This window comes from Streptomyces sp. NPDC050546 (assembly GCF_044457425.1).
GTDB lineage: Bacteria > Actinomycetota > Actinomycetes > Streptomycetales > Streptomycetaceae > Streptomyces.
The window spans coordinates 63,886-82,684 of the sequence record NZ_JBITGX010000014.1 but is presented as its reverse complement, the minus strand read 5'-3'; the positions used below and the strand labels follow the sequence as shown (position 1 = coordinate 82,684).

Here is an 18,799-nt window from a genome sequence, read left to right as displayed (position 1 = left end):
GAGCCGGGGGTGTGAGCCGGCCAATCCCCCGGGCCGGCTCACACCCCCTCGGCTGGTACGCCGCCACCTCGACGGGACGTCGACCATCACTGGAGCGGGCGAACCTAGCGTGCACGGCATGACCGTCTTCGACATCGCCATCGCGGAACTCAACGGCAAGCCCGACCTGCTGGCCCGCCACCGCGGCCGGACCCTGCTCATCGTCAACGTGGCGTCCCAGTGCGCCCTGGCCGGCCAGTACGCCGGACTCGACACGCTCGCCCGCCGTCACCACGAGGACGGGCTCAGCGTCATCGGAGTGCCCTGCAACCAGTTCGGCGAACAGGAGCCGGGCACCCCCGAGGAGATCGCCGGCTTCTGCTCCCTCCAGCAGATCTCGTTCCCGCTCACCGAGAAGACAGCCGTCAACGGAACGGACCGCCACCCCCTCTACGCCGCCCTGACCCTCTGCGCCGACGCGGAGGGCCACACCGGCGACGTGCGCTGGAACTTCGAGAAGTTCCTCGTCTCACCCACCGGCGAACCCGTGGGCCGCTTCGGCCCCACGGTCGACCCACAGGACCCCGAACTCCTGCGCGCCGTCCGCGCGCAGACGCAGACGCAGTAGCCCCACGCGGAAAGGACGATTTGTGAACCAGACGCCGGTTACCGCAACCGACGAGGGCATCCAGGTCGTAGGTGCCCGAGAGAACAACCTGAAGGACGTCTCCCTCGTCATCCCCAAGAACCGGATCTCGGTCTTCGTCGGCGTCTCCGGCTCCGGAAAGTCCTCCCTGGTCTTCGACACCGTCGCCGTGGAGGCCCAGCGGCAGCTCAACGCCACCTTCCCCTGGAACATCCGGCACGACCTGCCCAAGTTCGAACGCCCGCACGTGGACGCCGTCACCCGGCTGACCACCCCGGTCGTCGTCGACCAGCGCCCCCTCGGCGGCAACGCCCGCTCCACCGTCGGCACCGTCACCGACGTCTACACCGTGATGCGCGTGCTCTTCGCCAACCACGGCAACGACGGACTCGGCCAGACCTGGCTGTACTCCTTCAACGACCCCAAGGGCATGTGCCCCGAGTGCGAGGGCCTCGGCCGTGCCCGCCGCCCCAGCCCCGAGCTGATGACCGACCCCGGCAAGTCCATCGCCGAGGGCGCCATCCTCCTGCCCGGCTACACCGTCGGCAGCGCGAACTGGCAGTTCTACGCCAACTACGAGCACCTGGACGCCGAGAAGAAACTCGCGGACTACACCGACGAGGAGACGCACACCCTGCTGCACGGCAGCACCGGCACGGTCGAGGTGACCTACCCCAACGGCAATGTGCTGGCGCTGCGTTACGAGGGCCTGGTGGACAGCTTCGTCCGCCGCCACCTCAAGCGGGACACCGGCGGCATGAGCAAGGCCGCCCGCGACAAGGCCGCCGAGTTCTTCACCGACGGCGTCTGCCCCACCTGCGAGGGCGCCCGGCTCAACCAGAAGGCGCTCGCCACCCGCATCGACGGCCACAACATCTCCGACTGGGCCCAGATGCAGGTCAGCGACCTCATCGGCGTCGTCGCCACGCTCAGGGAGCGGCTCGACACCCCGCTCGTCACCACCATCATCGAGACGCTGGAGCAGATCCAGGCCATCGGCCTCGGCTATCTCACCCTCGACCGGTCCACCACCTCGCTCTCCGGTGGCGAGGGCCAGCGGCTCAAGCTCGTCAACCACCTCGGCAGCGAACTTACCGGCCTGACCTACATCTTCGACGAGCCCAGCGTCGGCCTGCACCCGCGCGACGTCAGCCGGCTCAACGACCTGCTGCGCGCGCTGCGCGACAAGGGCAACACGGTCCTCGTCGTGGAGCACGACCCCGACGTCATGGCCGTCGCCGACCACGTCGTCGAGATCGGGCCGCGGGCCGGCGTGCACGGCGGCACGATCGTCTTCGAAGGCGCCTACGACGAACTGCGCACCAGCGACACGCTGACCGGGCAGGGGCTGCGGCGCACCGGCGGGATCAAGGAGAACCCCCGCCCGTGGGGCCGGACCCTGCCGATCCGTAACGCCACGGCCAACAACCTGAAGAACGTCTCCACCGAGATCCCCTGCGGTGTCCTGACCGCCGTCACCGGGGTGGCCGGCGCCGGCAAGAGCTCCCTGATCGCCCACGCCTTCCGGGACCAGTACCCGGGGTCCGTCTTCGTCGACCAGTCGCCCATCCCGCGCTCCTCGCGGTCCACCCCGGCGAGCTACCTCAAGCTGATGGACCCGATCCGCAAGCTCTTCGCCAAGGCCAGCGGCGAGGACGCCTCGCTCTTCAGCTTCAACTCCAAGGGCGCGTGCGAGGAGTGCGAGGGCCGCGGCCTGCTCATCACCGAGGTCGCCTACATGGACCCGGTCACCACGCACTGCGAGGTCTGCGAGGGGCGCCGCTTCAAGGAGTCGGTGCTCCAGCACCTGGTGCGCGGCAAGAACATCGCGGACGTCCTGGCCATGTCCGCCGAGGAGGCGGGGGAGTTCTTCCTCTCAGGCCCGCTGCGCGCCAAGACCAAGGCGCTGATCGAGACCGGCATCGGCTACCTCGGCCTCGGCCAGTCGCTGGCCACGCTGTCCGGCGGCGAACGCCAGCGGCTCAAGCTCGCCGACCGGCTCTCCGGCTCGGGCACGGTCTACATCCTCGACGAGCCGACCACCGGCCTGCACCTGTCCGACATCGACAACCTGAACGGGCTGCTGAACCGGATCGTCGACCGGGGCAACACCGTCGTCGTCATCGAGCACGACCTGGCCGTGATCTCCCAGGCCGACTGGGTCATCGACCTCGGGCCCGAGGGCGGCAACACCGGCGGCGAGATCGTCTTCACGGGCACTCCCGCCGAACTGGCGAAGGCGACGCACTCGCACACCGGACAGCACCTGAGCCTGTACCTGGAGAACTAGACAGAACCAGGCAGTCGCCGCGGACCCTTGCGGACAGAACCTGACCGCAAGGGTCCGTAGTTTCGTCCTTGTCAGGAAGAAGGCGTCAGGCAACAGGCGTCAGACAGCAGGCCAACCGACGAGAGGCGGCCGTCCATGGTGAAGCACGTGGGACCCGAGGCACCCGGCGACGAGCGCGGAGCGCTCCTGTCCTTCATCGCCGAGCAGCGCGGCGGCATCCGGCGGGCCCTGCTCGGCCTGACGGAGGAGCAGGCCTCGTCCCGCCCCAGCGCCAGCGAGCTGTCCCTGGCCGGCCTGCTCAAGCATGTCGCCGAGGTCGAGCAGGGCTGGATCGCCCGGGCCAAGGGCGAGCCGCCGGCGGTGCACCGCGACGAGTCGAACTGGCACGAGTGCTTCGTGCTGGTCGGCGACGAGGACGTGGAGTCGCAGCTCGCGTACTACGAGAAGGTGGCGGCCGAGACGGAGGCCTTCATCCGCTCGGTGCCCAGCCTCGACGACACCTTCGAGCTGCCGAAGACGTCCTGGAACCCGAAGGACGAGTGGCTGTCGATGCGCTGGCTGTGCCTCCACCTGATCCGCGAGACGGCCCGGCACGCCGGCCACGCCGACATCATCCGCGAGTCACTGGACGGCGCGACGGCCTTCGGGCTGGTGGCCGCGGAACAGCAGGCGGAGGCCCGGTCATAACCTGGTCGGTATGTCAACGATCCGCCTGCTCGTGCTCGGCGCGGTCCGCCAGCACGGGCGGGCCCACGGCTACCAGGTACGGGGCGACCTGGAGTACTGGGGCGCCCACGAGTGGTCCAACGCCAAGCCCGGCTCGATCTACCACGCCCTGAAGCAGCTGGCGAAGCAGGGGCTGCTGCGGGCGCACGAGATCGCCCCGTCCACGGCCGGGGGCCCGCCGCGCACGGAGTACGAGATCACCGAGCAGGGCACCGCGGAGTACTTCAAGCTGCTCCGGCAGGCGCTCACCGCCTACGACCAGAAGCCGGACGTGCTCACCACCGCGCTCGGCTTCATGGTGGACCTCGGCCGCGAGGAGGCCCTGGGCCTCCTCGAGCAGCGGGTGCGGTCCATCGAGGAGTGGCGCGCGACCGTCGTCGAGGACTACCTGCCCGAGGGCGGCCCGCGGCAGCTCGGCCACATCGGCGAGATCATGAACTTCTGGGTGCACTCGGCCGACACGGGCGCCCAGTGGACCCGCGACCTCATCGAACGCATCCGCGCCGGCGCCTACACCTTCGCGGGTGAGGGCGCCCCGTTCGTAGGAGTGCTGCCGGACAGGCCCTAGTGGTGGAACCCGGTGGCCGCCTGCTTGTCCCGGGTCAGCGGGCCCGGCTGCCGGCGCAGTTCCGGCAGGAGCCGTTCCAGGTCCTGGGTGAGCAGCTCGGCGAGGTCGGCGGAGAAGCCGTTGCGGCACACCACGCGCAGCACGGACAGATCCTCCCGGTGCGGCGGGAAGGTGTACGCGGGCACCAGCCAGCCGCTCTCGCGCAGCCGCCGGGAGACGTCGAACACGTCGTACGCCGTCACGTCCGGCGCGGTCGTGAACGCGAACACCGGCAGCTGGTCGCCCCGGGTCAGCAGCCGGAAGTCGCCGAGCGCCTCGATCCGCCCGGCCATGTCCGTGGCCACGTCCCGCGCGGCCTGCTGCACGGCCCGGTAGCCGTCCCGGCCCAGCCGCAGGAACGTGTAGTACTGCGCCACGACCTGCGCGCCCGGCCGGGAGAAGTTCAGCGCGAAGGTCGGCATGTCACCGCCCAGGTAGTTCACCCGGAACACCAGCTCCTCCGGCAGCGCGTCGGCGTCCCGCCACAGCGCCCAGCCGACCCCCGGGTAGACCAGCCCGTACTTGTGCCCCGAGGTGTTGATCGACGCCACCCTCGGCAGCCGGAAGTCCCACACCAGGTCCTCGTCGAGGAACGGCGCGACCATGGCACCCGACGCCCCGTCGACGTGCACGGGGATGTCGAGCCCGGTCCGCTCCTGCACCGCGTCCAGCGCCGCGCACAGCTCGGCGACCGGCTCGTAGGACCCGTCGAAGGTCGAGCCCAGGATCCCCACGACCCCGATGGTGTTCTCGTCGCACAGCTCGGCGGCGGCCTGCGGGTCCAGGTGGAACCGCTCGCCCTCCATGGGCACCAGCCGGGCCTCCACCTCCCAGAAGTTGCAGAACTTCTCCCAGCAGACCTGCACGTTCACGCCCATCACCAGATTGGGCCGGACTCCCGGGTACCGGTCGGCGTTGCGCCGCGTCCAGCGCCGCTTCAGCGCCATCCCGGCGAGCATGCACGCCTCGCTCGACCCGGTCGTCGAACAGCCCACGGCCGCCGCCGGGTCGGGCGCGTGCCACAGGTCGGCGAGCATCGCCACGCACCGCCGCTCCAGCTCGGCCGTGCGCGGGTACTCGTCCTTGTCGATCATGTTCTTGTCCCGGCACTCCGCCATCAGCAGCCCGGCCTCGGGCTCCATCCAGGTGGTGACGAAGGTGGCGAGGTTCAGCCGGGCGTTGCCGTCGAGCATCAGCTCGTCGCGCACGAGCTGGTGAGCGGTGGCCGGTGCGACGGGCTGGTCGGGGAGCCGGTGCGTGGGCGGGGCCTCGGCCATGTCGCCGAGCGGGTTGGCGGGACCGTAGAAGGGGTTGACGCACAGGCGGCGTTCGCCGGACTGACGGGGGCCTTCGTTGAGCGGCAAGGGAGCCTCCAGGGGGTGGGCACGGGGACGAGCAGGGGAAAGGGGTGTCATCGCAGCGGTGACCCGTCCTCCCGCAGCTGCATCTGCGGACGTCCCGTCACCAGCAGCCAGGCCGGCAGCGAGGCGACGCAGAGCAGGGTGAGGATCCCCGGCGAGAGGACCAGCACCGCGGCGACGAAGAGGCTGATCCAGCCCTGCCGGGTGATGGCGAGCAGCACCCCGAGCACCCCGGCGGACACACCGACCGACGGGTGCACGCCGGACACGAGGGCGTGCGCGCACAGACCGAGGGCGGTGCCGACGAACACGGCCGGGAAGATCCGTCCGCCGCGGAACCCGCAGGACGCGGCGACGAGCAGCGCGGCCAGTTTCACCACCGTCATGAGGGCGAACTCCCCGGCCGACCAGCCGTCCGGGTCGTGCGCCAGCTCGGCGATCTCGTCGAGCCCCTTGAACAGCGTCAGATGGCCGCCCAGGGCCGCGAGACCGCCCAGCACCACCCCGCCCGCCGGGAGCATCAGCATCGGGTGCCGCAGCCGGCGGAAGGCCCCGTGGACGTAGGGGAGCGCGCGCACGGCGCACATGCCGAGCAGCGCGCCGACGCAGGCCACCACGACCGCCGCCAGCAGGTCCGACCAGTCCGGCTGGCCGAAGGAGGGCAGGTCCAGGTCGAAGCTCGGGTGGTCGATGAGCACGGCGGTCTGGGCACCGGCCGCGGCGGCGATCAGCGGCGCGAAGAGGTTGTCCCACAGCAGGCCGCGCGTCTCCTGCCGGGTCAGCACCTCGGAGATGACGAGGGCCGCCGCCACGGGCGTGCCGAACAGCGCGCCGAGCGTCGCCGCCTCCGCCAGCGCCGGCCAGACGCGGCCAGGCGCCCGCGGGATGAACCGGCCGCCCAGCCAGACCGCCACGCCGACGTTCACGGCGATGATCGGGTTCTCCGGGCCGAGGCTCGGCCCGCCGGCCAGCATCAGCGCGGTCGCCAGCAGCAGCCCCGGCAGCACGACGGGCGGCAGGACCGGGGCGTCCAGGCCGAGGGTGGCCGGATCGGGGCCCGCGTGTCCCGGCACCTTCCACACCACCAGACCGACGGCGATGCCGGTCGCGACGAGCACCACGAACATCCAGGCCACGGAGTACCGGCCGATCCCCAGCGCGTCCGGCAGGGTCTGCCACAACACGTCCTCGAGCTGCTCGGCGGCGATCTCCACCCCCACCAGCAGCAGGCTGGAGATCACCCCCACGGCCAGGGCGGGCAGGATCGACGGCAGCAGGGCGCGGGCGGGGGTCGCGGGGGTGACGGAGGGCGCCTGCCCCGCGGAGTCCTGGATCACGGGCACACGATAAACGGATCAATCGGGACAATCAGGAAACACGCTTGCACCTCACGTGGCGTGAGGCCCGACCGTGAAGCACGAAGGAACGAACGAAGACACGGGACAAGACACGGAAGAAGAAGGGAGCGGAAGTGAGCTACTCCGTGGGACAGGTCGCGGGCTTCGCCGGCGTCACCGTGCGCACACTGCACCACTACGACGACATCGGCCTGCTCGTCCCGAGCGAACGCAGCCACGCGGGCCACCGGCGTTACGGCGACGCCGACCTCGACCGGCTGCAGCAGATCCTGTTCTACCGCGAGCTCGGCTTCCCCCTCGACGAGGTCGCCGCCCTGCTCGACGACCCGGAAGCGGACCCGCGCGCACACCTGCGCAGGCAGCACGAACTGCTGACCGCCCGGATCGAGAAGCTGAGCAAGATGGCGGCGGCCGTGGAGCACGCCATGGAGGCACGCACGATGGGCATCAACCTCACCCCCGAGGAGAAGTTCGAGGTCTTCGGGGACTTCGACCCGGACCAGCACGAGGACGAGGTACGCGAGCGCTGGGGCGGCACCGACGCCTACCGGCAGTCACAGCGGCGCACGGCCTCGTACACCAAGGAGGACTGGAAGCGCGCCACCGAGCGGTTCGACACGATCCACCGGCGCATGGCCGGCCTGATGGCCGACGGCACGCCGGCCGACTCCGGGGCGGCCATGGACACGGCGGAGGAGCACCGCCGCTTCATCGCCGGGACGTACTACGACTGCTCGTACGAGATGCACACCTGCCTGGGCGAGATGTACGTCGCCGACCCGCGGTTCACCGCGACGTACGACGCCGTCCGCCCGGGCCTCGCGGTGTACCTGCGCGACGCGATCCTGGCGAACGCCGCCCGCCACACCTCCTGATCCCTGGCACGGGACCCCGTACGGGTCACTCCCGGGTCAGGACCACCGCGGTCCCGTACGCGCACACCTCGGTGCCCACGTCGGCCGCCTCCGTCACATCGAAGCGGAACGCGAGCACGGCGTTGGCACCACGCGCGCGTGCCTGCTCGATGAGCCTCGCCATCGCCTGGTTGCGGGTCTCCACCAGGGTCTTGGTGAGCCCCTTGAGCTCGCCGCCGACCATCGACTTCAGCCCGGCGCCGATCTGGCTCCCCAGGTGCCGGGAGCGCACGGTCAGGCCGAAGACCTCGCCGAGCACCTCCTGCACGCGGTAGCCGGGTACGTCGTTCGTGGTGACGACGAGGACGTCGGGCTGGGGGCCCTGTCCGCCGCCGTATTCGTCGATGCCCATGGTTCACAGCTTTGACCGGGACGGCCCACAGTGCATCCTGAGTACGCCCATGGAACCTGGGCCATGACGGCCGCGTTGATACTTTGAGGCAGTCAGCCCCAGCCCGTATCCCCCCAGCAGCAGGAGCCACATCCCCGTGACCACGCTTGCGCTCGGCCCCGAGTGGCTCAGCCCGGACTACCTGATCTCCACGTTCAGCCTGCCCGGCATCCTGCTCATCGTCTTCGCGGAGTCCGGGCTCTTCGCGTTCCTGCCCGGCGACTCCCTGCTGTTCACGGCCGGCCTCTTCGTGGCCGAGGGCACCTACATCACCCAGCCGCTGTGGCTGGTCTGCACGCTGATCGTGATCGCCGCCGTCGTCGGTGACCAAGTGGGCTACATGATCGGCAAGTTCCTGGGCCCGAAGCTCTTCAGCCGTCCCAACTCCAAGCTCTTCAAGCAGGAGAACCTGGACAAGGCCCACGAGTTCATGGAGAAGTACGGCCCCAAGGCGATCGTCCTGGCCCGCTTCGTCCCGATCGTGCGCACCTTCGCCCCCATCGTGGCCGGCGCCGGCCGTATGAAGTACCGCACGTTCCTCACGTACAACATCATCGGCGGCATCGCCTGGGGCACCGGCGTCACCCTCGCGGGCTACTGGCTCGGCCAGATCGGCTTCATCAAGAAGAACGTCGAGTCGATCCTCATCCTGATCGTCCTGCTCTCCGTCGTCCCGATCATCATCGAGTACCTGCGCGACCGCTCGAAGAAGAAGAAGGCGGCGGCCGCGGCCCCGGCCCCCCAGTCCCAGCTCCCCGCCATGGACGACGCCACGACCCAGCTCCGCCGCATCACCCCGGACGACCAGCCCCCGCACCAGCAGCAGCCCTACGGCAACCAGAACGGCTACAACGACCAGCAGTACTACAACCAGTACCCCCAGGCCCCGGGCTACGGCCAGCAGCAGTACGGCTCCCAGCAGGGCGGGGGCCAGCAGCCTTACAACAACGGCTACTGAGGTTTCAGGGGCGCGGGGAACTGCGCGACAAGCCACGAATCACCTGCAGCCGCCAACGGACACGAAGCCCCGACCCCATAGGCACTCGGCGCTAGAACCCTCGCGTCCGCTTGGCGGCCCGCCGCTTCTCCGCGGACCCGATCCGCAGGAACATCCGCGATATCTCGGACCCCAGATTCACCCCGATCGCGATCGCCATGGCCAGCGCCACCGCCTTGGACAGCGACACCAGCCCCTCGTCGATCTCGTTCTGCGCGATCGCCAGCAGTCCGAAGTACGTCGCGGAACCCGGCAGCAACGGCCCGATCGCCGCAGTCGTGTACGGCAGAGCCGAAGCGAACTGATACCGCGACAGCAGCTGCCCGAACAACCCCACCAGCCCGGCAGCGGCAGCCGTCGACGCCACCGGTGAGATCTCCCCGGCAAGGTGCATCGCGCCGTACACGGTCCACGCGACACCGCCGTTCAGCGTCACCCACACCACGGTGGATCGTTCCTGCTGAAGCAGCACGGCGAACGCCAGCGACAACAGCATCGACGCCCCGATCAGCAGCACCGGCTCGTCGGAGACCCCGAGCGCCGCGTCGGGATTCAGCCGCGCCCCCAGCTGCACGCCGAAGTACAGCACCAGCAGCACACCCGCGACGATGCCGACGAAGAAGTACAGAACCTCCAGCAGACGCGCGGACGCGGTGATGTAGAAGCCGGTCAGCCCGTCCTGCACACCCGCCACCAGAGCCCGCCCGGGCAGCAGCGCGAACAGCCCACCGGTGATGACCGCGGAGGCGTTGACGTTCGCATGGACGAGGGTGAGCGCGACCCCGATCGCGGCCGGCGGCATCGCGGCCACCGTGAACTGGTAGAACTCCGGCAGCCCGCGCCCCGCGCACAGCCACGCCAGCCGGTCACCGAGCATCGCGCCGAGCGCGGCCGCGACGAAGACGAGCAGGTCGCCGCCGACGAGCACGGAGGCCGCACCGGCCAGCAGCCCGCTCGCACCGGTCAGCGCCCAGCCGGGGTAGGGGTGCCGGTTACGGCGGATCTCCGCCAGCCGCCGGTAGGCCTCCTCCAGGGAGACCGCCGTCTCGTCGTCGCTGAGGTCGTCCACCAGCTGGTAGACGGCCGCCAGCCGCGTGTAGTCGGTGCCTCTGCGGCGCACGGTCCGCGACGCCGTGACCGGGTCGTCGACGAGCGACGGCTGGTAGGAGATCGCCAGCAGCGTGAAGGTGACGTTCGGTTCGCAGCGGTCGAGACCGTACGACCGGCAGACGGCGAACATGGCCGCCTCCACGTCCTCGGCGCCCTCACCGCCCGCCAGCAGCAACTCGCCGATACGCAGCGTCAGGTCGAGCACACGCGGCACCGCGGGCCCTGTCTCGTCGGCGTGGCGCTGGACCGTCTCCGGCGCCGGCCGCTCCGCCACCGGCATGCGCAGCATGGTGCGCATCCGGTCCTGCCAGGGCACGTCCTTGGTCAGGCTGACCACGGGGATGCCGCTCGGCGGGGTGAACGCGGACAGGGCGTGCTTCGCGCTGTAGGTGCTGGGCGGCGTGAACGCCGACCCCTCCTCGTCCACCGACGGCCCCTGCGGGACGTCCAGCCCCTCCGGCACGGCGAACTCGGACGTCGTCTCGGCCTCCGCGCCGGTCGCCCGCTGGAGGGCGAGCCCCTCCGGGATCGCGAACTCCGACGTCGTCGACATCTCCCCGTCGACGGTGTATCCGGACGAAGGCAGAAACGCGTTCCTGGCCTCGTCCGACTTCGGCTTGCGGTCCTCCGCGTCCGTCACTGCCTGGCGCTCCCTGTACGACACGTCAGCCTCGTACCCCCCACAGCTTCAGTATGCGCACAAACGGACGAACGGGCCGCACGCGCAGGCGTGCGGCCCGGGGGTGTCGGGGAGGGGTCAGTGCCCGCCCGACTCCTTGAAACGCTTGTAGGACCGCTCGATCTCGACCTCGGCGTCCGTACGGCCCACCCAGTCGGCGCCCTCGACCGACTTGCCGGGCTCCAGGTCCTTGTAGACCTCGAAGAAGTGCTGGATCTCCAGGCGGTCGAACTCCGACACGTGGTGGATGTCCCGCAGGTGCTCCACACGCGGGTCCGTCGCCGGAACGCACAGCAGCTTGTCGTCGCCACCCGCCTCGTCCGTCATACGGAACATGCCGATCGCACGGCACTTGATGAGACAGCCCGGGAAGGTCGGCTCGTCCAGGATGACCAGCGCGTCCAGCGGGTCGCCGTCCTCGCCGAGGGTGTTCTCGACGAAGCCGTAGTCGGTCGGGTAGGCGGTCGAGGTGAAGAGTCGCCGGTCCAGGCGGATACGACCGGTCTCGTGGTCCACCTCGTACTTGTTGCGCGAACCCTTCGGAATCTCGATCGTGACGTCGAACTCCACCGGTGGCTCCTCCATGATCAACACATAGTTCTGGTGGTTAAGTGTCCCTCACGCAGGTGTGTGATCGCGAAAGGGGCTGGTGTTCGTGCCAGAGCTGAGGCCGTGGCGGTCCGCGAGACCGCACATGGTGCGGATCGCGGGTGCCGTACGACCGCGCCTGACCCGGGCCGCCGCGGCCGCGAAACCACGGGTCGCGCGGCTTGCACGGGCCGGGAAACCGCAGGTCGCGCGGCTCACACGGCCGAAGACCTGGCAGTACACCGCGGGTGCCGCCACCGCCGGTCTCGCACTGGCCGCCGGTGTGGTGACCGCCGCCGGTCCCTGGGACTCCTCGGGTCAGCGTACGGCCGAGCGGGACCGGGCCGCCGCCCTGAACCGCCCGGGTGGCACAGATCACGGCGGCACCTCCGGCGCTCCCGGCCGGCCCCGGCCCGCCCCCAGCGCCGCCCCGGTGCTGACCGGCCTCGGTGGCGTCAGCAAGGTGAAGTCCGCCCCCGACGGCAAGGCCCTCGCGAACGCCCTCACGCCCCTGCTGAAGGACCCGGCACTCGGCCCCCGGCCCGCCGCGGCCGTCGTGGACGTCACGAGCGGCAGGCGCCTGTACGGCACGGGCTCGGACGCCGCGCTCACCCCGGCCTCCACGACGAAGATCGCCACGGCCGTCGCCGCGCTGTCCGCCATGGGCGCGGACCACCGCATCACCACCCGCGCCGCGCTGGAACCCGACACGGAGGAAGTCGTCCTCGTCGGCGGCGGCGACCCCACACTCACGGCCCACGAGGACGCCGACGGGGCGGCCGGCCTGCGCGACCTGGCCGCCGACACGGCCGGAGCACTCGCCGAACGGGGCGTCCGCGAGGTGACGCTCTCCTACGACACGACCCTCTACGCGGGCGACGAGAAACACCCGATCGGGGTCAACCCCAACCTCGCGCTCGTCAGCCCCCTGATGGTCGACGAAGGCCGCACCGACGACTCGACGAGAGGCCCGGTCGCCCGTGTCCCCGAACCGGCCGAGGACGCGGCCCGCCGGTTCGGGGACCTCCTGAAGTCCCACGGCATCAAGACCACCGCCCCCGGCCCGTCCAAGGCCACCACCCGGGCCAAGACCCTCGCCACGGTCTCCTCGCCCCCGCTCTCCGCCCTCGTCGAACGCATGCTGACCAACAGCGACAACGACATCGCCGAGGCCCTCGCCCGCCAGACGGCCCTCGCCACCGGCGACCGTGCCGACTTCGCCGGAGCCGACCGGGCGGTCAGCGCCCAGCTGCGCAAGCTCGGCCTCCCCCTGAAGGGCGCCGCCTTCAAGGACGGCAGCGGCCTGAACCGCGCCGACCGGCTGACGGCGGACCTCCTCACCGCCCTGCTGGCCAAGGCGGCCGACCCCGACCGCCCCGAACTCCGCCCGGCCCTCACCGGCCTCCCCGTCGCCGGCTTCACCGGCACCCTGACCAGCCGCTACACGGACGGAGCAGCCGGCGTCGTACGCGCCAAGACCGGCACCCTGACCGGCGTCAACACCCTCGCGGGCACCCTGGTCGACCAGGACGGCCGCCTCCTCGCGTTCGCGTTCATGGCCAACGACACGACCAACCCCGGGGCGGCCCAGAAGGCCCTGGACAGAGCAGCGACGACCCTGGCGGAATGCGGCTGCCGATAACCACCCCGCCTGGCTGTGCACCGCCCCCCGGCCCAGCTGTGGGCAGTCGTTCCGCTGGGGCGGAACGGGTGGGCACAGCCGACAACGCCGAGTACAGGCCAAGAGACCCCGGCCCCTGCCGACCCCCCCCGAACGCCGAGCTCCCGCAAACCACCCCCGGCGTCACCCACCCAGCGCCGCCCTGCCCCAGCGGCCAGCGCTCACGTACGGTTGACGCATGACGAGCATCGGTGGTGCTTCAACCGGCATGGTCGACTGGAATCTCGCGGTCGCGACCGCGACCCGGCTCGTACGGCCGGGCCCCGACGTCAGCCGGGACGAGGCCCGCGCCGTCGTCGCGGAACTGCGCCGGCACGCCAAGGCCTCGGAGGAACACGTCCGCGGCTTCACCCGCCTGGGCACCGAGGAGGGCCACGACACCCCCGTCCTCGTCGTCGACCGCCCCGGCTGGATCCGCGCGAACGTCGCCGGCTTCCGGGAACTCCTCAAGCCCCTGCTCGACAAGATGCAGGACCGGCGCGGCAACACCCCAGGCGGCGCGGTGATGAGCGCGGTCGGCGGCAAGGTCACCGGCGTCGAGCTGGGCATGCTGCTGTCCTTCCTGGCCTCCCGCGTCCTCGGCCAGTACGAGACCTTCGCCCCCGCCACCGCCGGGCTCCCGGCCGCGGAGAACGGCGGCGGCCGGCTCCTGCTCGTCGCCCCGAACATCGTGCACGTGGAGCGCGAACTCGACGTCGACCCCCACGACTTCCGCCTCTGGGTCTGCCTCCACGAGGAGACCCACCGCACCCAGTTCACCGCCGTGCCCTGGCTGCGGGACCACCTCGAGGGCGAGATCCAGTCCTTCCTGGGCGAGACCGACGTCGACCCCATGACCGTCCTCGAACGCGTACGCGAAGCCGCCCAGACCCTCGCCGGCGGCCGCCCCGAGGCCGAGGAGGAGGACGGCGGCCGCTCCCTCGTCGAGATCGTCCAGACCCCCGCCCAGCGGGAGATCCTCGGCCGCCTCACCGCCGTCATGTCCCTGCTGGAGGGCCACGCCGACTTCGTGATGGACGGCGTCGGACCGGACGTCGTACCGACCGTCGGAGAGATCCGCGAGAAGTTCCAGCAGCGCCGCGCCAAGGGCGCCTCCCGCCTGGACATGGCCCTGCGCAAGCTCCTCGGCCTGGACGCCAAGCTCCGCCAGTACCGCGACGGCGAACGCTTCGTACGGGCCGTCGTCGACGAGGTCGGCATGGACGGCTTCAACCGCGTGTGGACCTCGCCCAACACGCTCCCCACCAAGACGGAGATCGCCAAACCGGCGGACTGGATCGCGCGGGTGCATCGCAGGGCCGAGTAGTGAACATCGCGGCAAGGTCGTGAAAGTAAACCGGCCGACGGCAGGCGAACGCCCCTCCAATCACCCGTCCGAGGGACCGTGAGCCAGGGGTAGGCGTGCAATGCTCGGGGAACGGCCCGGTTCTGTCACCATCTACACACTCTGCGTGACCGACCTCGGGCTCACCCCCCGACAACTTCATGAAGGGAACCGGACATGGGTCCCCATCCTGCGGTCGCGGCGATACGCCTGGCGGTCCGCCGCGTCCTCCACGACCTCCTCACCGAACACCACAGCACCACCGCCGCACTCCCGCACGCCCCCTCGCACGAGCCGCCGCCCCCGCCGCTCGTGCTCGTGGCATGCTCCGGCGGCGCCGACTCCATGGCCCTCGCCTCCGCACTCGCCTTCGAGTCCTCCAAACTCGGCATCAGAGCCGGCGGGGTGACCGTCGACCACGGCCTCCAGCCCGGCTCCGACGCCCGCGCAGCGGAGGTCGTCCAGCGCCTGCGCGAACTCGGCCTCGACCCGGTCGACTCCGTCGCCGTGACCGTCGGCCGCACCGGCGGCCCGGAAGCCGCCGCCCGGGACGCCCGCTACGCCGCACTCGACACCGCGGCCGAACGCCACGGCGCCACCGCGGTCCTCCTCGGCCACACCCGCGACGACCAGGCCGAAACCGTCCTGCTGGGCCTCGCCCGCGGCTCCGGCATCCGCTCCCTGTCCGGAATGGCCGCGGTCTCGGGGGCCGGCGGCCGCTACCGGCGCCCCTTCCTGGGACTCGACCGGCAGACCGCCCGCAAGGCCTGCATGGTCCAGTCCCTGCCCGTCTGGGACGACCCCCACAACGCCGACCCGGCCTACACCCGCTCCCGGCTGCGCCACGAAGGCCTGCCCGCCCTGGAGAAGGCCCTCGGCAAGGGCGTCGTCGAAGCCCTCGCCCGTACGGCACAGCTCTCCCGCGACGACGCCGACGCCCTCGACGCCTGGGCCGGCCGGGCCGAGGCCACCGTCCGCGACGCCACCGGGCTGCTGGAGTGCGCGAAGCTCTACGCCCTGCCCCCCGCCGTACGCCGCCGCGTCCTGCGCCGGGCAGCCATCGCGGCCGGTGCGCCGGCCGGCTCGCTGTTCGCCCGCCACATCGAGGAAGTCGACCGGCTCATCACCGGCTGGCGCGGTCAGGGAGCCATCAACCTCCCCGGCAAGGTCGTGGCCCAGCGGCAGGGTGGCAGACTGGTGATTCGGCAAGGCTGAACCAACGACCCCTCCGGGCAATCGGTGGAGGGGCCGCTCAGCCGGTGGGACGACCGAAAGTGATGCGGGTGGACGCGAAAGACATGGGTGCCGACCTCCAGCAGGTACTCATCACCAAAGAAGAGATCGACGCCAAGCTCGCCGAGCTGGCCGCGAAGATCGACGCGGAGTACGCGGGCAAGGACCTGCTGATCGTCGGAGTCCTCAAGGGCGCGGTGATGGTCATGGCCGATCTCGCCCGGGCGCTGTCCACCCCCCTCACCATGGACTGGATGGCCGTATCCTCGTACGGGGCGGGCACCCAGTCCTCCGGTGTGGTGCGGATCCTCAAGGACCTCGACACCGACATCAAGGGCAAGCACGTCCTCATCGTCGAAGACATCATCGACTCCGGACTGACCCTGTCCTGGCTGCTCTCCAACCTCGGCTCGCGCGAGCCCGCCTCCCTCAAGGTGTGCACCCTGCTGCGCAAGCCCGAGGCCGCGAAGGTCGCCATCGACGTGGAATGGGTCGGATTCGACATCCCCAACGAATTCGTCGTCGGCTACGGACTGGACTACGCCGAGAAGTACCGCAACCTCCCGTTCGTCGGTACGCTCGCGCCCCACGTGTACGGCGGCTGAATCCCGGCCGGGGTGCCGTGACGGTGATCGGGAACCCCAGCGGACTTCCCGCCGTTGGAGCATGCGTAGACGGATCGCCAGTCGTCCCGCGCAGCTTCAGGTGACAATGCTGGGGTACCGTCCGAAGAACAGTCTTTATCAAACTCACTATGGCAGGAGGGACGGGGCGGCACCGCTCCGTATGGATGGACGTGAAGCGATACTTCCGTGGGCCGGTCATGTGGATCGTGCTGGCCGTCCTCGCCGTGGTCGTGTTGATGCAGGTCGTCGGCTCGTCCGGCGGCTACAAGACGGTGGACACCGGCCAGGTCGTCCAGGCGATCAATGACAACAAGGTCGATTCGGCCAAGCTGACCACCGGCGACGAGCAGACCATCAAGGCCGAGCTCAAAGACGGCGTAAAGATCGAGGGCAGCTCGAAGATCCAGGCGAGCTACATCGGCGACCAGGGCGTGACGATTGCCAACACGCTCCAGGCCAAGTTCCAGGACAAGCAGATCCCGGACGGCTACACGGTCTCGCCGTCCAAGCAGAACCCGTTCGTCGGGATCCTGCTCTCGCTGCTCCCCTTCGTCCTCATCGTCGTCGTCTTCCTGTTCCTGATGAACCAGATGCAGGGCGGCGGCTCCCGGGTCATGAACTTCGGGAAGTCCAAGGCCAAGCTCATCACCAAGGACACCCCGAAGACGACGTTCTCGGACGTCGCCGGCTCGGACGAGGCCGTCGAGGAGCTCCACGAGATCAAGGAGTTCCTCCAGGAGCCGGCCAAGTTCCAGGCCGTCGGCGCCAAGATCCCCAAGGGCGTGCTGCTGTACGGCCCGCCCGGAACCGGCAAGACCCTGCTCGCGCGTGCCGTCGCGGGCGAGGCGGGCGTGCCGTTCTACTCGATCTCCGGATCCGACTTCGTCGAGATGTTCGTCGGTGTCGGTGCCTCCCGAGTCCGTGACCTGTTCGAACAGGCCAAGGCGAACGCCCCGGCGATCGTCTTCGTCGACGAGATCGACGCGGTCGGCCGCCACCGCGGCGCCGGCCTCGGCGGCGGTCACGACGAGCGCGAGCAGACCCTGAACCAGCTGCTCGTCGAGATGGACGGCTTCGACGTCAAGGGCGGCGTCATCCTGATCGCCGCCACGAACCGCCCGGACATCCTCGACCCGGCCCTCCTGCGCCCCGGCCGCTTCGACCGCCAGATCGCGGTCGACCGCCCGGACATGCAGGGCCGTCTGGAGATCCTCAAGGTCCACCAGAAGGGCAAGCCGGTCGCGCCCGACGTCGACCTGTCGGCGGTCTCCCGCCGTACGCCCGGTATGACGGGTGCCGATCTCGCCAACGTGCTGAACGAGGCCGCCCTGCTGACGGCCCGCAGCGACCAGAAGCTGATCGACAACCACATGCTGGACGAGGCGATCGACCGTGTGGTCGCGGGCCCGCAGAAGCGGACCCGGATCATGTCGGACAAGGAGAAGAAGATCACCGCGTACCACGAGGGCGGTCACGCCTTGGTCGCGGCGGCCTCACCCAACTCCGATCCCGTCCACAAGATCACGATCCTCTCCAGAGGCCGGGCCCTCGGCTACACGATGGTGCTGCCGGACGAGGACAAGTACTCGACCACGCGCAACGAGATGCTCGACCAGCTCGCCTACATGCTGGGCGGCCGCGCGGCCGAGGAGCTCGTCTTCCACGACCCGACGACGGGTGCCGCCAACGACATCGAGAAGGCCACCGGCCTGGCCCGCGCCATGGTCACGCAGTACGGCATGACCGAGCGTCTCGGCGCGATCAAGTTCGGTGGCGACAACAGCGAGCCGTTCCTCGGCCGTGAGATGTCTCACCAGCGCGACTACTCGGAAGAGGTCGCGGCGCTGGTCGACGAAGAGGTCAAGAAGCTCATCGAGACCGCGCACAACGAGGCGTGGGAGATCCTGGTCGAGAACCGCGACGTGCTGGACAACCTGGTCCTGGCCCTCCTCGAGAAGGAGACGCTGGGCAAGGAGGAGATCGCCGAGGTCTTCTCACAGATCGTCAAGCGCCCGCCGCGGCCCGCCTGGACCGGTTCCTCCCGTCGTACGCCGTCCACCCGTCCGCCGGTCCTCTCCCCCAAGGAGCTGGCCCTGACGAACGGGGCGAACGGCGCGACGCCGGCGATCACCACCGCGAAGAGCACCCCGGCGGAGCCCGCCCCGGCGCCCGAGCGGACCCCGGAGGACCGCCCCGAGAGCTGATCACCGCTCTCCCGGCGGTCCCCGGGCCCGGAATGGATGCCGCGCCCCCCAGGTTTTAGCCTGGGGGGCGCGGCTTTTCGCCATT

16 protein-coding genes are annotated in these 18,799 nt (G+C 70.4%); 11 read left to right on the top strand and 5 right to left on the bottom strand.

Going from position 1 to position 18,799, the window contains the following annotated elements; translation table 11 throughout:
* Positions 1-118 precede the first annotated feature (118 nt).
* From ACIBK5_RS30900 to ACIBK5_RS30885, 4 genes are all read left to right on the top strand, one after another.
* Positions 119-607, top strand: a complete 489-nt coding sequence (locus ACIBK5_RS30900; protein WP_399024606.1) for a glutathione peroxidase — start codon at positions 119-121, stop codon at positions 605-607.
* A 22-nt stretch (positions 608-629) separates the two neighbouring features.
* On the top strand, positions 630-2,915 hold the full coding sequence (locus ACIBK5_RS30895) for an ATP-binding cassette domain-containing protein (protein ID WP_399024604.1): 2,286 nt from the start codon (positions 630-632) through the stop codon (positions 2,913-2,915).
* A gap of 135 nt (positions 2,916-3,050) precedes the next feature.
* Complete coding sequence (locus ACIBK5_RS30890; protein WP_399024602.1) at positions 3,051-3,602, top strand: DinB family protein; 552 nt, start codon at positions 3,051-3,053, stop codon at positions 3,600-3,602.
* A 10-nt stretch (positions 3,603-3,612) separates the two neighbouring features.
* Positions 3,613-4,209 carry a PadR family transcriptional regulator gene (locus tag ACIBK5_RS30885; protein ID WP_399024600.1) on the top strand — a complete coding sequence of 199 codons (597 nt, stop codon included), beginning with the start codon at positions 3,613-3,615 and terminating at the stop codon, positions 4,207-4,209.
* Here the strand turns inward: ACIBK5_RS30885 and ACIBK5_RS30880 are convergent.
* The gene (locus ACIBK5_RS30880) at positions 4,206-5,612 is read right to left on the bottom strand and encodes a glutamate decarboxylase (protein WP_399024598.1); all 1,407 of its coding nucleotides are present in this window, start codon (positions 5,610-5,612) and stop codon (positions 4,206-4,208) included. The two genes, ACIBK5_RS30885 and ACIBK5_RS30880, sit on opposite strands and share 4 nt — an antisense overlap.
* A 47-nt stretch (positions 5,613-5,659) precedes the next feature.
* On the bottom strand, positions 5,660-6,946 hold the full coding sequence (locus ACIBK5_RS30875; RefSeq protein WP_399024596.1) for an ion channel protein: 1,287 nt from the start codon (positions 6,944-6,946) through the stop codon (positions 5,660-5,662).
* A gap of 134 nt (positions 6,947-7,080) precedes the next feature.
* Between ACIBK5_RS30875 and ACIBK5_RS30870 the strand changes: the two genes are divergently transcribed.
* Positions 7,081-7,842, top strand: a complete 762-nt coding sequence (locus tag ACIBK5_RS30870) for a MerR family transcriptional regulator (protein WP_399024594.1) — start codon at positions 7,081-7,083, stop codon at positions 7,840-7,842.
* Positions 7,843-7,867: 25 nt separating this feature from the next.
* On the opposite strand, the gene ACIBK5_RS30865 is transcribed toward ACIBK5_RS30870, so the two are convergent.
* Positions 7,868-8,233, bottom strand: a complete 366-nt coding sequence (locus ACIBK5_RS30865; RefSeq protein ID WP_399024592.1) for a YbjQ family protein — start codon at positions 8,231-8,233, stop codon at positions 7,868-7,870.
* A 136-nt stretch (positions 8,234-8,369) separates the two neighbouring features.
* On the opposite strand from ACIBK5_RS30865, the gene ACIBK5_RS30860 reads away from it, so the two are divergent.
* Positions 8,370-9,230, top strand: coding sequence for a DedA family protein (locus tag ACIBK5_RS30860; protein WP_399024589.1), 861 nt, complete (start codon positions 8,370-8,372; stop codon positions 9,228-9,230).
* Positions 9,231-9,321: 91 nt separating this feature from the next.
* On the opposite strand, the gene ACIBK5_RS30855 is transcribed toward ACIBK5_RS30860, so the two are convergent.
* Together ACIBK5_RS30855 and ACIBK5_RS30850 are read right to left on the bottom strand one after the other, a co-directional pair.
* Positions 9,322-11,019: a threonine/serine exporter ThrE family protein gene (locus tag ACIBK5_RS30855; RefSeq protein WP_399024587.1), complete on the bottom strand. Its 1,698-nt coding sequence runs from the start codon at positions 11,017-11,019 to the stop codon at positions 9,322-9,324.
* Between the two features lie 117 nt (positions 11,020-11,136).
* On the bottom strand, positions 11,137-11,628 hold the full coding sequence (locus tag ACIBK5_RS30850) for an inorganic diphosphatase (RefSeq protein ID WP_215119828.1): 492 nt from the start codon (positions 11,626-11,628) through the stop codon (positions 11,137-11,139).
* Positions 11,629-11,752: 124 nt separating this feature from the next.
* Here ACIBK5_RS30850 and dacB point away from each other — a divergent pair, with 124 nt between their 5' ends.
* From dacB to ftsH, 5 genes are all read left to right on the top strand, one after another.
* A complete protein-coding gene (gene dacB / locus ACIBK5_RS30845; RefSeq protein WP_399024902.1) occupies positions 11,753-13,288 on the top strand; it encodes a D-alanyl-D-alanine carboxypeptidase/D-alanyl-D-alanine-endopeptidase in 1,536 nt (511 codons plus the stop codon).
* A 217-nt stretch (positions 13,289-13,505) separates the two neighbouring features.
* Positions 13,506-14,633, top strand: a complete 1,128-nt coding sequence (locus tag ACIBK5_RS30840; RefSeq protein ID WP_399024585.1) for a zinc-dependent metalloprotease — start codon at positions 13,506-13,508, stop codon at positions 14,631-14,633.
* A gap of 195 nt (positions 14,634-14,828) precedes the next feature.
* Complete coding sequence (gene tilS / locus ACIBK5_RS30835; protein WP_399024583.1) at positions 14,829-15,866, top strand: tRNA lysidine(34) synthetase TilS; 1,038 nt, start codon at positions 14,829-14,831, stop codon at positions 15,864-15,866.
* A gap of 62 nt (positions 15,867-15,928) precedes the next feature.
* On the top strand, positions 15,929-16,489 hold the full coding sequence (gene hpt / locus ACIBK5_RS30830; protein WP_184594965.1) for a hypoxanthine phosphoribosyltransferase: 561 nt from the start codon (positions 15,929-15,931) through the stop codon (positions 16,487-16,489).
* Positions 16,490-16,674: 185 nt separating this feature from the next.
* Positions 16,675-18,714 (top strand): ATP-dependent zinc metalloprotease FtsH, encoded by a 2,040-nt coding sequence (gene ftsH / locus ACIBK5_RS30825; protein WP_399024581.1) that lies wholly within the window; start codon positions 16,675-16,677, stop codon positions 18,712-18,714.
* The last annotated feature ends 85 nt before the right edge of the window (positions 18,715-18,799 follow it).

Bases quoted from the DNA above. Each gene is read 5' to 3' on its own strand.
- ACIBK5_RS30900 (WP_399024606.1), top strand. From the start codon at position 119: ATGACCGTCTTCGACATCGCCATCGCGGAACTCAACGGCAAGCCCGAC.
- ACIBK5_RS30890 (WP_399024602.1), top strand. From the start codon at position 3,051: ATGGTGAAGCACGTGGGACCCGAGGCACCCGGCGACGAGCGCGGAGCG.
- ACIBK5_RS30885 (WP_399024600.1), top strand. From the start codon at position 3,613: ATGTCAACGATCCGCCTGCTCGTGCTCGGCGCGGTCCGCCAGCACGGG.
- ACIBK5_RS30865 (WP_399024592.1), bottom strand. From the start codon at position 8,233: ATGGGCATCGACGAATACGGCGGCGGACAGGGCCCCCAGCCCGACGTC.
- dacB (WP_399024902.1), top strand. From the start codon at position 11,753: ATGGTGCGGATCGCGGGTGCCGTACGACCGCGCCTGACCCGGGCCGCC.
- ACIBK5_RS30840 (WP_399024585.1), top strand. From the start codon at position 13,506: ATGACGAGCATCGGTGGTGCTTCAACCGGCATGGTCGACTGGAATCTC.
- tilS (WP_399024583.1), top strand. From the start codon at position 14,829: ATGGGTCCCCATCCTGCGGTCGCGGCGATACGCCTGGCGGTCCGCCGC.
- hpt (WP_184594965.1), top strand. From the start codon at position 15,929: ATGCGGGTGGACGCGAAAGACATGGGTGCCGACCTCCAGCAGGTACTC.
- ftsH (WP_399024581.1), top strand. From the start codon at position 16,675: ATGGACGTGAAGCGATACTTCCGTGGGCCGGTCATGTGGATCGTGCTG.